General features: G+C 37.5%; 14 protein-coding genes. 13 read left to right on the top strand and 1 reads right to left on the bottom strand.

The window, feature by feature from the left end; all coding sequences use genetic code 11:
- Positions 1 to 83 precede the first annotated feature (83 nt).
- From ACZZZW_RS08750 to ACZZZW_RS08705, 10 genes are all read left to right on the top strand, one after another.
- Entirely contained in the window at positions 84 to 1259 is a 1176-nt protein-coding gene (locus ACZZZW_RS08750) for a glycosyltransferase family protein (RefSeq protein WP_463492963.1), read from the top strand.
- Positions 1256 to 2572, top strand: coding sequence for a glycosyltransferase (locus ACZZZW_RS08745; RefSeq protein ID WP_463492962.1), 1317 nt, complete (start codon positions 1256 to 1258; stop codon positions 2570 to 2572). The genes ACZZZW_RS08750 and ACZZZW_RS08745 overlap by 4 nt, the downstream gene beginning before the upstream one ends.
- Positions 2573 to 2934: 362 nt before the next feature.
- Entirely contained in the window at positions 2935 to 3768 is an 834-nt protein-coding gene (locus ACZZZW_RS08740) for a glycosyltransferase family 4 protein (protein ID WP_463492961.1), read from the top strand.
- Positions 3755 to 4831 (top strand): acyltransferase family protein, encoded by a 1077-nt coding sequence (locus tag ACZZZW_RS08735; protein ID WP_463492960.1) that lies wholly within the window; start codon positions 3755 to 3757, stop codon positions 4829 to 4831. The genes ACZZZW_RS08740 and ACZZZW_RS08735 overlap by 14 nt, the downstream gene beginning before the upstream one ends.
- Entirely contained in the window at positions 4828 to 6222 is a 1395-nt protein-coding gene (locus tag ACZZZW_RS08730) for a hypothetical protein (protein ID WP_463492959.1), read from the top strand. The genes ACZZZW_RS08735 and ACZZZW_RS08730 overlap by 4 nt, the downstream gene beginning before the upstream one ends.
- A gap of 1 nt (position 6223) precedes the next feature.
- Positions 6224 to 7483, top strand: coding sequence for an XrtY-associated glycosyltransferase XYAG1 (locus tag ACZZZW_RS08725; protein ID WP_463492958.1), 1260 nt, complete (start codon positions 6224 to 6226; stop codon positions 7481 to 7483).
- The gene (locus ACZZZW_RS08720; protein WP_055915363.1) at positions 7483 to 8328 is read left to right on the top strand and encodes a glycosyltransferase family 2 protein; all 846 of its coding nucleotides are present in this window, start codon (positions 7483 to 7485) and stop codon (positions 8326 to 8328) included. The genes ACZZZW_RS08725 and ACZZZW_RS08720 overlap by 1 nt, the downstream gene beginning before the upstream one ends.
- Positions 8329 to 8397: 69 nt before the next feature.
- Complete coding sequence (gene xrtY / locus ACZZZW_RS08715; protein ID WP_463492957.1) at positions 8398 to 9018, top strand: exosortase Y; 621 nt, start codon at positions 8398 to 8400, stop codon at positions 9016 to 9018.
- A gap of 6 nt (positions 9019 to 9024) precedes the next feature.
- The gene (locus ACZZZW_RS08710; protein ID WP_055915370.1) at positions 9025 to 9576 is read left to right on the top strand and encodes a WcaF family extracellular polysaccharide biosynthesis acetyltransferase; all 552 of its coding nucleotides are present in this window, start codon (positions 9025 to 9027) and stop codon (positions 9574 to 9576) included.
- 3 nt (positions 9577 to 9579) lie between these two features.
- The gene (locus tag ACZZZW_RS08705) at positions 9580 to 10323 is read left to right on the top strand and encodes a polysaccharide deacetylase family protein (protein WP_463492956.1); all 744 of its coding nucleotides are present in this window, start codon (positions 9580 to 9582) and stop codon (positions 10321 to 10323) included.
- On the opposite strand, the gene ACZZZW_RS08700 is transcribed toward ACZZZW_RS08705, so the two are convergent.
- Entirely contained in the window at positions 10313 to 10936 is a 624-nt protein-coding gene (locus ACZZZW_RS08700) for a class I SAM-dependent methyltransferase (RefSeq protein WP_463492955.1), read from the bottom strand. The genes ACZZZW_RS08705 and ACZZZW_RS08700 overlap by 11 nt on opposite strands.
- 202 nt (positions 10937 to 11138) lie before the next feature.
- Between ACZZZW_RS08700 and ACZZZW_RS08695 the strand changes: the two genes are divergently transcribed.
- The 3 genes from ACZZZW_RS08695 to pepE all read left to right on the top strand — a co-directional run bounded on the left by ACZZZW_RS08695 (position 11139) and on the right by pepE (position 13943).
- Positions 11139 to 12374, top strand: a complete 1236-nt coding sequence (locus ACZZZW_RS08695) for a helix-turn-helix domain-containing protein (protein WP_055915378.1) — start codon at positions 11139 to 11141, stop codon at positions 12372 to 12374.
- 188 nt (positions 12375 to 12562) lie between these two features.
- Entirely contained in the window at positions 12563 to 13153 is a 591-nt protein-coding gene (locus ACZZZW_RS08690) for a Crp/Fnr family transcriptional regulator (RefSeq protein WP_463492954.1), read from the top strand.
- A gap of 94 nt (positions 13154 to 13247) precedes the next feature.
- A complete protein-coding gene (pepE, locus tag ACZZZW_RS08685) occupies positions 13248 to 13943 on the top strand; it encodes a dipeptidase PepE (protein WP_463492953.1) in 696 nt (231 codons plus the stop codon).
- The last annotated feature ends 77 nt before the right edge of the window (positions 13944 to 14020 follow it).

The raw sequence follows: 14020 nt of genomic DNA, 5'->3' as shown, positions 1-14020 counted from the left end.
CCAAATTTTATCAAAACGATTTAACTCATTTAATGTATTAGAGTGAGACTTATGCTTACCAATAACTTCCCAACAACATAGTTTTGAGCAAAATTTTATTACTTAGCCCTTTTCCACCAGCACAAAACCCACGTTTGCTTAAAGAATATAATGTATTGAAAGCCAACGGATATAATGTAAAGGTCCTATTTGCAGAAAAGAATAAATGGGCATCATCACACCAACGGTCGTTAAATGACGATTTTATATTAGTAGGTGGTAAATATGGCTCAGCCTACTATTATTTCACAAGGTTGGCCCACAAGCTCACTAAGAATATTTTACCAATTGATTTAGTTTACCACCGTGTATCTTGGCTATTGTATACTAAAGCCAGGAAGTTTGATGCTGATTTATACATCGGTCATAATTTAGCTGCACTTTCTGTGATTGTCAAACTAGCAAAAAAAAATAACAAGAAATGTGGTTTTGATGCTGAAGATTTCTATCGGAATATTGACAGCGACGATCATCAGGATTTAAATTATAAAAATGTGAAGCAAATTGAAGATAAATATATAAATCAGATAGATTATTTAACAACTGCCAGTCCGCTTATCAATAAAACATACGAAAAACTTTATCAAAACTTGTGCGGAATCACGATCAATAACGTCTTCCCCTCTAAAAATAATGCAAGCCCTATTATTATTAATAAGGACATTAAGCTATTTTGGTTTTCTCAAACGATTGGCAAAGGCAGAGGTTTAGAATTAATAATTAAAGCCTTATCTCATTCTGAAAATACTTTTGAACTACACCTGTTAGGCGACATCAATATGTCATACAAAGATTATCTTTTTAAATTAGCTGAGAAATGTAAGTCAAAGCTTTTTTTTCATCAACCTATTGGAAGCTCGGAACTGCTAGATTTTGCTGCACAGTTCGATATCGGATTAGCTACCGAAATTGGCGCGCCTCTAAACCGTGATATCTGTTTAACAAACAAAATTTTCACTTACATTCAATCTGGGCTTGCAACCATTGCAACAGATACCAGTGCCCAAAAAGATTTTTTTGCTGTTTATCAGGATATTGGCTTCGTTTTTAAAAAGGATAGTTACGAAAATCTGGTCACTGTTCTTGATCATTATTTCACAGACAGACAACTCCTTTTGAATCATCGCATTCGTGCCTTTCAACTTGGACAAGATAAATTAAATTGGGAATACGAAAGCCAAAAATTTCTTAACTTAATTGCCAATACACTAAAAAATTGAAAAAAGTCTTAATCATCTCGCCTTATTTTGTCCCTTCAAATGCTGCAGATATGCAACGGGTAAGGATGAGCTTACCATTTTATCAGGACTTTGATTGGAGTGCAGAAATTGTATGCGTTGGAGAACAATATACGGATGCTGTTTTCGATTACCTTTTAAATGATTCCGTTCCTGCACACATCAAAATTCACAGGGTTATTGCCCTACCTAAAAAGCTGACTTATAAATTTGGTTTAGGCAGTATTGCTTTAAGGTCGCTTTGGTTTTATAAAAGTTATGTTAACCGTTTATTAAGAAAAGAAAAGTTTGATCTTATCTTTTTTTCTACTACGCAGTTTCCTGTATGTGCTTTAGGACCTTATTGGAAAAAGAAATTTGGCATACCGTACATTATTGATATGCAAGACCCCTGGTTTACCAATTACTACGAAGATAAACCTAAATACAAAAGGCCAAAAAAATATTGGTTCTCCTACCGTTTGGATAAATATTTAGAACCTGTGGCAATGAAAGATGTTGATGGTATAATGTCAGTATCGGATGCATATATTGATGATCTTATTAAAAGATATCCTCATCTTGCAAAACTGCCCACTGCCACTATCACTTTTGGAGGATTTAGGCAAGATCTTGAAATTGCGGCAAATCATAAAAATGAACTTAAACTCGCTTATGATAACAGCCCTGCATTTAAGCATATTGTATATGTTGGCAGAGGGGGCTTTGATATGCAAAAAGCGATAATGCAATTGCTTAAAGGGTTTAAAATTGGATTAAAAAAAGATTTCAAGAACTTTCAGAAACTGAGATTTCATTTTATTGGCACCAGTTATGCCCCTTTAGGAAGTGGCGAAAAAACACTTTATAGCGTATCAGAGAAATTAGGTGTAGGAGATTACGTGACAGAACAGACCGACAGGATATCTTTTTATGAGAGTATTTTTAACCTGCAAAGTGCTGATGCACTTTTTATACCCGGCCATGAAAAACCAGCATATACAGCATCAAAAATATATCCTTATATTATGACGGAGAAGCCAATCTTAGCCATTTTTAATTTGGAAAGCAGTGCGGCACAATCTCTTATAGATTGCAGGGCGGGCTACGTTGCGGATATATTAAATTATAAAACGGCAATGGAAACGATTTATACTTTTTTAAAAGGTGTTGCGGATAATACTTTAGCCAAGCCAGAAACTGATTGGACGGAATTTGAGCAATACCGGGCAAGAGCGACTACCAAAAGACAATGTGATTTATTTGATCTAAGCATTGAAAATCATCAGACGAAGCACCTGTTATCACAGATTTAGCCGATGGATAATTTAGATTATAAAAAAACCATTTGAAAAAGCTGGCCATCGTTATTTCGCATCCTATTCAATACTATAGTAAGGTATTTGAGTTGTTAAGTAAACAATGTTCATTAATGGTGTTTTATACGGCCGGTAAAATAGATGGGCTGAATTACGATGCTGGTTTTGGCAAGACTATAGAATGGGACATCCCTTTATTGGAGGGCTATAATTATACTTTTGTAAAAAACCTGGCAAAAAAGCCAGGATATAACCACTTTTCCGGAATTAAAAATCCAGATTTAATAACGTTAATTGGCCAATTTGAACCAGCAGCCATACTGGTTTATGGCTGGGCTTATCAGAGCCATTTAACTGTAATGAGGCATTTTAAAGGAAAAATACCTGTGTGGTTTAGGGGCGATTCTACTTTGTTGGATAATCGACCAGGGTTAAAGAACTTGAGCAGAAGATTTTTTTTAACCTGGGTTTATACCCATATTGATACCGCGTTTTATGTGGGAACAGCCAATAAGGCATATTTTAAAGCTATGGGAGTGGCAAATTATAAACTGATCCATGCTCCACATGCTGTAGATAATGACCGATTTGGACAAAGCAGAAAAGATGAGGTAGTGAAATTACGTGCCCATCTGGGTATTGCTCAAAATGAAATCTTGATCTTAAATGCCGGAAAGTTCGAGGAGAAGAAAAATCCTTTAATTTTACTGGAAGCCTTTCTTAATTTGAATCATTCCAATACCCACCTTCTTTTTGTAGGAAATGGGGAGTTGGAAGAAAAACTTAAAAATACAGCCCTTCGGCAAACTCAGGGTGACAACTGTAATGAAAGAATTCATTTTATGGATTTTCAAAACCAGCTTATGATGCCGGTGATTCACCAAGCTTGCGATCTATTTTGCCTACCTTCAAAAGGGCCTGCAGAAACCTGGGGATTAGCTGTAAATGAAGCCATGGCAGCGGGGAAGGCAGTATTGGTTTCGGACAAAGTTGGATGCGGTAAGGACCTTATACAAGAAGGTAAAAACGGGTATCTATTTGAATCAGAAAATGAAATAGAACTTAAAATAAAGCTGGAATTGATGTTAACACGAGACTTAATGGAAATGGGGGCTCACTCACAAAAAATAATACAAAATTGGTCGATAGAGAAGCAAGTGGATGCAATAACCAACGCAATTGAAAAAGGGTAGAATAAAAATTCTGGATGCATTGAGAGGTCTAGCTGCCTTAATCGTCCTTTTTCATCATTTTATAGTATTTAATGGCTATAAGATTAAACCCCTTGTAAATTTATCAGTTTGGAATGCTATAGATTTTATTTCTGAATTGAATGGTGAAGCAGTTTTGTTTTTTTTTATTATATCTGGTTTTTGTATAGGTTTGGCTCAAAGAGGTTTTGCACCGGCAAATAGAACTGAAAGCAAAATATACTTTTATAAAAGGCTAAGAAGAATTATGCCTATTTATCTTTTTGCTTTGTTTATCACTTTTCTGTGTGGTGTGATAACAGAAAAATCAAATGATGATGCTGCCTATCATTTAACCAATTTTTTAGGCAACTTATTATTCTTGCAGACACCTTCGAGCACTGTACATTGGTTTACTCCATACGGAAACAACGGGCCAGTATGGTCATTAAGTTATGAAATGTTTTTTTATGTTTTCTTTGTTTTATTCTCTTATTTACTAACGAAACTTTCATTAAACCATTCTACCATAATTTCAATTTTGCTAATGCTGTTAACTGTTGGTTCCATTACATTAAATCATTATTTATATTTCACGCCATGGTTTAGTTTTGCAAGTTTATTCGTGGTTTGGTATTATGGTTACCTGCTATTTCAATATTATTCACAAAACAAAAAAAATGATATTTTATTCATTATTATTTTTATCCCGGGTATAATTGCTTATTTCGATCCATCACTTCTACAATCTGATACATTAAAAATAGTATTCAAGGGATTACTACTTGTTAGCCTTTATTATTGGGTGCTTCGATTACGAACTATTGTCAGGGTTAAAAAATATTTGGTGAAAATAGCATCAGTAATTACTTTTTTATTTTATTTCGTAGGTAGGGGAAGCTATGCTTTATATGTGATACATTATGTCGTTTTGACTCTTTGTAGCTTCTATAAATTGAGTTTGTTAGAAACAGCAGTTATTTTACTATTTACAATCCTATTCTCCACCAAGCTAGAAGAATTTGTTCAAAAATATAGGCTTATAAAACCACATAAATTAGTTTGAAAAAATTCAAATCAATAAATTCATCGGGTAAAATATTTCTTGCGCTATTACTAATATATGCTGTAAGCAGTACTAACCCTTTATTAACAATTTTTGCTGTACTTATTCCATTTATCCTGTTATCGCTGGTATGGAAAAAGAATGAGTCGCCTTTTATTTTTATTGGTTTAATGCTTCAATGGCTCTCCATTAATATTAAAGTATTTTATGCAAATTTTGAAAGAATTGATTTTGCCAGCACATTTGAAAACTATAAAAATATTGAAGAGGCCTTTTATTATAGTAACATTGGTTTACTATCTATCGGACTAGGTCTTTTTGTTATATTACGTAAGTTCGATTTAGCAGATGTAGATTATTTTAAACATGCTTTAAAATATGATTCAAGAAAGATTATACCTGTTTATATTATTGTGACCATCCTATACCCCATAATTTCGGACGGATCTTTTAGGTTTGGGGGATTACAGCAACCCATCTCCAAGATTGCTGATTTCAAGTGGATGGTGTTTTTTATTTTTATGTTGAGCTGTCTTTATACCAAGCAGTTTAAATTATTCGTCATTATCGCCGTTGCAGAAGTGATTATGAGCTTAACGGGGTTTTTCTCCAGCTTCAAAGACTACTTTTTAGTCATTTTTGGCGGCATGATCATCATTTATAGCAAAGATTTGAAACCGAAACAAATATTGCCCCTAGCTGCGGTTTCTGTAAGTTTAATGTATGCCTTAATTCTTTGGCAATACGTAAAACCTGAATACAGGCAGTACCTTAATGGTGGAGCTATGAACCAAAACAGTATTCGCTCCACGGGCGAATCACTATCCAAACTCGGAGAGTTGGTTGGAAAAGTTAATCAGGATGATATCGCTCTAGGCTTCAAACAAACCGTTGACCGTTTATCCTATATTGATTTCTTCTCGGCAACAATCGACTATGTACCCAGGGTTATTCCGCACACGCATGGCAGGTTATGGGGTGACGCAGTAGGCAGGGTACTTCAGCCCCGTATTTTCTTCCCGAATAAAGCCGCTATTGACGATTCTGAAACGACTCGGAAATATTCAGGTATGATGGTAGCCGGAACAGAACAGGGAGCATCAATCAGTTTAGGTTACATGACTGAAAACTATATCGATTTTGGTGTACCAGGAATGTTTATCAGCTTATTTGGCTATGGGCTGTTAATAGGCCTTGTTTATAAATATGTAATGACCAGCAGCCCTGATAAATTAATCGGTACTGCGATGATTATACCCTTGTTTATCTTAATTTATTTATTTGAATCCGCATTGAATAAACTCATCGGTGGGTTATTGATGTACTTACTCATTTACGAATTGATCCGCCGTTTCGCGTTAAAAAGATTTTTACAACAGATTAAAATTTAATTTGAAAATCATCCAAATCACAGCCTCCTATAAACCCGCCTTTATTTATGGCGGACCAATACAAAGTGTGGGTAAATTGTGTGAAACGTTAAGCGAAGTTGTTCAACAAAAAAACTTCGACTACGCTCAGTATGATAAATGCCCAGCGTTAGAAGTACTTACAACAAACGCCAATGGTAATGAAGAACTCGTAGTAAGCATAGGCAAACCTGTTTTGGTTGAAGGGGTAAAAGTAACCTATTTTAAACGGTGGACTAAAGATCATAGTCATTTTTCGCCTGGATTATTGTTGGGTTTAAGGCGAGCCCTTCGACAACATATCAAGCTGAATGCAAGCTTAGTTAAGAGCGACAGCAGTATTAAAACACACAAGATTGACACTCCAAACGCCAAACTCATTATCCATATTCATGCCTGGTGGAACCTGGTTTCGGTATTGAGTTGTTGGCTAGCAAAATGGTATAAAATACCTGTTATACTCTCTCCAAGGGGAATGTTAACCTCCTATACCCAAACCAACCGCAATTCATTTTTTAAAAAACTCCTGCATCAATCGATAGGAAAAAAACTCTTGCAATACTGCCATATCCACGCCACTAGTGAGCACGAAAAGAAGGATATACTCGAGATTGTTAGCCCAAAAAGCATTACTGTAATTCCTAATTTAGTAAATATTCAAAAGCCAGTTTTCGGTTCGCAGTTAGCCATATCAAACGATAATCCTTCGGTTTTCCGTTTAATTTTTCTTTCACGTATTGAAGAAAAAAAGGGACTTGAATTGCTTTTCGAAGCCCTTTCCTTACTGGAGATAAACTGGCAGTTAACCATTGCAGGTTCGGGAAAAGCAGCATACCTGCAAAGCTTAAAATTAAAAGCCCAAAATTTAAATCTCCATGAGCGTATTAATTGGATCGGGCAGGTGGATAACCATTACAAATATGAAGTAATGGCCCAACATGATTTACTGGTTTTAACTTCCTTTAATGAAAATTTCGCCAATGTGGTGATCGAGAGTTTGAGTGTTGGAACGCCTGTTTTAATTTCAAACCAGGTTGGCTTATCAGATTATGTTATCGATCGGCAACTGGGCTGGGTATCAGCTTTGGAAGCTATTGACATTAAAGCAACGTTATTAAGATCGTATGAAGATCACGAAAGCCGGCACAAGATCCGCCAAATGGCACCAGAAATGATCAACAAAGATTTTGATGACCAGGTTTTGGCCAAACGGTATTTGAAACTTTACGATCAGGTGATTTAATGAACAGCGAATTCAGTATTATTATTTTAACCTTTAACGAGGAAGTTCATCTGCCCCGCTTGCTGGAATCGATTAAAGATTTACAGGCGAAAATATTTATTCTGGATAGCGGAAGCAGGGATGAAACTTTAAACATTGCCAAAACCTACGGTGCGGAAATTAAAGAGCATGCTTTTATCAACCATCCCAAACAATGGGATTTTGCTTTGAAAAACTTCAATATTACCACTCCCTGGACCATCGGACTGGATGCTGACCAGGTTGTAACCCCGGCACTTTTTGCGCAACTTATACAGTTTAGGGATGCAGATTATGAAAACATTAACGGGATTTATTTTAACCGCAAAAACTATTTTCAGGGAAGCTGGATCCGCTATGGTGGCTACTACCCGCTTTATCTGTTGAAAATGTTCAGAACGGGGATCGGTTATTCGGACCTGAATGAGAATATGGACCATCGTTTTATTGCCCCTGGTAAAACTGTTACCTGGAAGAACGGGCATTTGCTAGAGGAAAACCTCAAAGAAAACGACATCAATTTCTGGCTGCAAAAACATGAAAAATATAGCGACCTTATTGCCCAGGAAGAGGTTGAAAGGATGCGGAACTTACGGATTCAAACCTTGAAACCAAATTTATGGGGCAATCCGGATGAAAAAAAAGCCTGGTTAAAAAGGCTTTGGTGGAAGTTACCGCTCGGTTTACGCCCCTATTTATATTACAGTTACCGGATGGTGTTCCAATTGGGCATGCTGGATAATAAAACCGCCAGAAAGTTTCATTACCTGCAAGGACTCTGGTTCAGGAAACTGGTGGATAAAAAAATTAACAGATTACTAGACTGATGATCAGCAAGGTTAATAATTAATCAAAAAAAGAAAAACCATACCTTTATACCGAATTGCAATAAGCATATGAACGAAATCCAGATTAAACAGGCCAAGAAACAAGCAGATAAAAAAGCAATTAAGTTTGTAATTGCACTGTTCGTATTGTATATTTTATTTAGTCAGGGCAACCTCTTTATGAATAGCGTAATGAACGAGGGTGCAAGATTTTACAATGCTTATTTTGCGCAGCATTTAAACTATATCCAGGGCTTAAAAACGGCCTTGATTGTACCTGCGGTTTGGATTATTAAGGCTTTTGGATTTTATGCCATTTACAATGATTCTGATGTAATGGTTGTAGCAGGCCCATACCTCCGGATTAATTACTCGTGCCTCGGCCTTGGTGTGATGAGTTTTTTAGCTGCTTTTGTACTGGCTTTCCCTGCGCCCTGGAAATCGACCCTTAAAATGCTCGCAATTGGATTGGTAACCATTTATATTTTGAACATTTGCCGCATTGCCGGCTTGGGTGTGCTGCTTGGCTTCTTCGAATCCCAGCGCCAAAATTTCACCTACCACCACGAAATTTTTAATGTGATTGTATACATCTGCATTTTTGTAATGTTATACCTCTGGATCAAAAAAAACACTAAAGTCAAGGGAAATATAGAAGCCGTAGCCGTAGAAGAGCCAACACAAGATTAATTCAATTTGAACAAGACTCAGCTCCATAAAAACTTTAATACAGGCAACTTCAAAATTGGTGCTTCGACCATAAAACAGTTTTTATGGTATTTTACGGATGTTTTCTTTTTTAAAAGCAGAATGGTACCATTTAGTGCATTACTTGTTTTTATCTTAAGGCTTTTTGGCGCAAAAATTGGGAAAGAGGTAAGGATTAAGCCCGGAATCCACATTAAATACCCATGGAAGCTTACCATTGGTAATTACAGCTGGCTGGCCGACTGTTACATCGAAAATTTAGATTTCGTCCATATTGCCGAAAACTGTTGTATCTCGCAGCAGGCCATGTTAATAACGGGAAACCATGATTTCAGTAAAACAAGCTTCGATTTAATTACAAAGCCCATTACCATAGAGGAAGGCGCGTGGATTGGAGCGGGTGCTATAGTTGGACCTGGATTGAGGGTCAAAAGCCATTCGGTATTGACCATGGGCAGCATGGCCACAAAAGATCTTGAAGCTTACACCATCAACCAGGGTAACCCGGCAGTTAATATTAAGGAGCGGAAAATTCTTTAATACATGGCTATTCCGATTATTATGCTTCACCATATTGTTGATTTGCCTGGAAAAGGAATCAGTAATTGGAGCATCAGCACCCGACAGTTTAACCTCCTTCTTGATCTCATTGAGCAAAAAAATCTGATTACCACCACTTTCGATGCGATTAGTACAGGAAACGCTGCTTCTCATCAAAAATTAGTTGTCATTAGCTTTGATGATTGCCCGGCTACACTTTTTGATTATGCTGTCCCTGAGTTAATTAAACGGAAAATGAAAGCTGTTTTTTCTATTCCTACCGCGCAAATTGGTGGGTTTAACATGTGGGATGTAGCAGAACAGGGTTTTGCCAAGGTCGCTTTGATGGATGCTGAACAATTACAGTATTTAAGCAGCCAGGGCATGGAAATAGCAAGCCATGGCCAACACCATTTAAGGGCGAGCGAAATTAATGAAACAGAATTTACAGAAGAAATCTCGGCATCTAAACAATACCTTGAGGCACTGCTCAATAAACAAATTTACACCTTTACCTATCCCTACGGGGAGGTTCCGAAGCGGTACCGATTATTGTTGAAACAATGTGCTTATCAATATGGCCTCTCCATTTATCAACCCAGGCAAAATAATTTAGCCCTGCGCAGAATAGGCATACACCAAGCGGATACTGCCAAATCTATCGCTTACAAACTGAGCCAAAGCTATCAACTGATGCGCAATCTACTCGATCCGCTGCTTTCGCTTTACAAGTTGATTAAGCCTTAAAAAGCCCCACTTTCCATTTTTGATTATTATCGTTTTTAATTTCTTCAAAAGAAATAAAATTGAAACGCTGATTCAGTTTCTGCCATATTACCTCATGACCTGTGTAATCGCACATGGAAATGATAAAATATCCTCCCCTGTTTAAATTCTGATCAATACATTTTTGAATGGTGTTTAACGGCCTGTTGAAATAATACAGCGTTTCGTTAAAAATGATTACATCAAATTTTCCGTCCATTTTCCCATACTCAAAGTCTAATTGTTTAAAGCCAGCTTCAGGGAACGAATGTTTTGCTTTGCTTACTGCACTGGCCGAAATATCTATTCCAAAGTAATTTAGGGTGCCTAATTTCAATTTAAGGTAGTGGTAAAGTACCCCCTGACCACAGCCAACATCCAAAATGCTGCCCAAACCGTGCTCTTTAATAAGACCTGCTATCGTCAGGTAATGGTCTTTCTCTGCATCGCTGTACAGATAATCCCAATCTTCCCCTTTAAACTGTTTTTCCCATACACTTTTTGATACCCGGTTTCCAAATCCGAATCTGTAAAGTATAAATGTGTAAAGCAAGTGCCTTAATTTATTTTTAACCTTATCTAAAAGCAGTAGCATCTAATAATTTTAACGGCTAGGTAAACGATAAATTCTTACGCATGAGGTAGTTTTTCTTAATTTCTCTCATACCAAAAAGTAAAATTAACTTTTTTTTAAAGCAGCTGAGAAAGGATTGATAAATTTAATTTGATATTTATCTTAAAAATCAGACATTATCCCAATTAGTTGACATTAAAGCCATACCTTGCTTTAATTATATATGCAGTTTGTTAACTTCCTCTCCGCAACCACCTGTTTTTTCCTGCTTTTAATTTCCATCCATTTATTTTTTGCTAAAAATGGGAATAGAAGGCAGAATATATTATTGTCTGTTTTATTATTTTCACGTTTTGGCCAAGTCCTTAACTCACTGTTTATTACAACCGGAAATTCAGCACCGCTTTCTATTTTTTTCCAGTTTTTCACGCCGCTGTATTTTGCCGCGCCTGCCTGCTTTTACCTTTACATCACCAGTTTTCTTTCCAAAAAACCAATCTTAACCAAAAGAGATCTTTTTCATTTTATCCCTGCTGTACTGGCTATCATCCATATTCTTCCCTGGCCTGGTTTGGCCCCCATTGACTGGAACCGCATCACCAGTGAACTTCACGCTGAAGGCTATCTGTCGCTGACCGCCAAGAGTGGCCTGTTTCCTTCTTATATACACTATTTTTTCAGGCCTGTATTAACCATAGCCTATCTTGGATTAACCTGGCTAGCTGTGATCAGATCCAGGATCATCAGCTCAGGTGAAGTGAGCAATACCGCGCAGTATTGGGCTATATTTTTACTTAAAGTAGCCACATTTTTTCAGCTCCTTGGCCTATTGCCGATTTTATTGAGAAACATTGGAGTTCCGATGGAGAATGCTGCCTTTATGGTAATCAACTGCACAGCGCTGCTGCTCATTCTTTTATATGCACTGCACAAACCCAGCATTTTTTATGGTTTTCTGCTCGTGGCCATAGACTGGAATAAGCAGGAATGGAGGGAAAAGGTCGTCTCAGACGAAATGAGTGCACCGGAAGATTTTGCGATATCGGACCTGAAAGCAAAAGCCCTCAGGCTATCCACTAAAAAGTTTAACCTTTCGGAAACGCAAATTTCTTTGTACGCTGAGCTGATCAAAAAAGAAATGGAAGAAAACAGTCTTTATCTAAACCATGATTTACAGATCATAGACCTGGCTGCCCGCATCAATATTCCTGTTCACCAATGCTCTTTCGTAATCAATAACCACATTGGCAAAAATTTCCGCGACTGGATAAACGGCTACCGGGTAGCAAATTTTTTAACACAATACCCTGTACTTGCCGATAAAATTACCATCGAAGCAATTGCACAGGAATCGGGCTTTAAAAACCAGGCTACATTTTACAATGCTTTTAAAAAGGAAAAAGGTGTTATGCCTACAAGTTATTTTTCTCAGGAATTGAGTGCTCAGAAACCCATTTAGCTGCTTTTTGCTCTAACGGTTCAATCATTAGAGACCAATCTTCCTCCTGCTTTATCTTTTATAAAAGATAGCCGATACATTTGAAAAGTGCTTTCAGGGTGATCCATCAATCATTTAAAAAAGCACTGATTAACTGGTCTCCATCCTAAATAAAAGTAATGCTAACAGGTACTGACAGCCGTATTCTTATGAAACCATTTTTCAGTTATCTGGAAAAACTTCATCCGCTATCCCAAGATTTTATTGCACATTATCAAGCTTCCTGCCAGGTTGTTTCGGTAAAAAAGCATAAACACATCCTCTCGCCAATAGATGCCAACAATGCGATGTATTTTTTGCTTCACGGTGTGGTCAGGGGATTTATTAAAGACCGCAAAAAGGACATCAGTACCTGGTTCGGTTTCGAAAATCAGATTATAGAGGCCATCCGGCATCCCAATCAACAATCTAACCATTCGGTAGAATATCTTCAGGCCCTCGAACATTCCTACCTGGTGCGGATTCCTTATTCGGTTACGGATTCATTTTCTTCCAATTATCCTGAATGGAATGTGATTGCCAGAAAGTTATTGGAAACCCAACGCTACCAGGCAGCTGAGCGGTCTAATCTGGCCCGGATACCAAATGCATTGGGCCGGTACCTGAAGCTGGAAAGTACAGCTTTTGATTTGGACAGAGTGCCCCAACGTTATTTGGCCAGTTATCTGGGCATGCGATTGGAAACTTTAAGCCGGATAAGAAACAGAGCGGTTGACGGGGGTCTGAAAATGCTGGCTTAGTTATCATTTAATTTTACCGGTGAATCTTAGTTAAATACCTCTGTGTTGTTAACTTTGCAGCGACACAAAAATTTTGCACCTGAAGTTTACTGAAATGAATGTGATACTGGCCTCTACTTCTACCCTTTTTGGTGGAAATTATCTTGAATACCTGAAACAGGAAATCATTACCCTGTTTAAAGGGATAGATGAAATTGTGTTTATACCTTATGCCAGGCCGGGTGGTATTTCGCACGAGGGCTATACCGCTAAAGCCCGTGATTTTTTTGCTAACTTAAACATCAGCGTTAAAGGTTCACATGAATCTGCCGATCCTGTTGAGGCTGTTCATAAAGCAAAGGGCTTTTTTACCGGTGGCGGAAACACTTTTCTATTGGTAAAAACATTGCACGAACTCGGATTAATGACTGCTTTGAGTGAAAATATCCAAAATGGAAAACCCTATTTGGGTTGCAGCGCAGGGAGCAATATTGGTGGGATCAACATGAAAACCACAAACGATATGCCCATTGTTTACCCACCATCTTTTGACTGCATGGGACTTGTTCCCTTCAACATCAACCCGCATTACCTCGATCCCAATCCGGATTTAAAGCATAATGGCGAAACCAGAGAAACCAGGATCAATGAATTTTTAACACAGAACAATGTAAAAGTTGTGGGCTTGCGGGAAGGAAACTGGATCAGGATTCTAGGAGATAAAATGACTACCCAAGGCAGTGAATTTACCAGGATCTTTGAACCTGGAAGGCCAGCTTATGAAATTCCCGCAGGCACTTCACTTCTATAATCCTCAGAGCGTTAATTTGCCATTATCATGCAAACCCCTTGCGGTATTGATAAGGGTATTACTGCAGGATCAGACCG

The organism is Pedobacter sp. AC379 (genome assembly GCF_979258145.1).
This window is presented reverse-complemented; position numbering and strand designations above follow the sequence as displayed.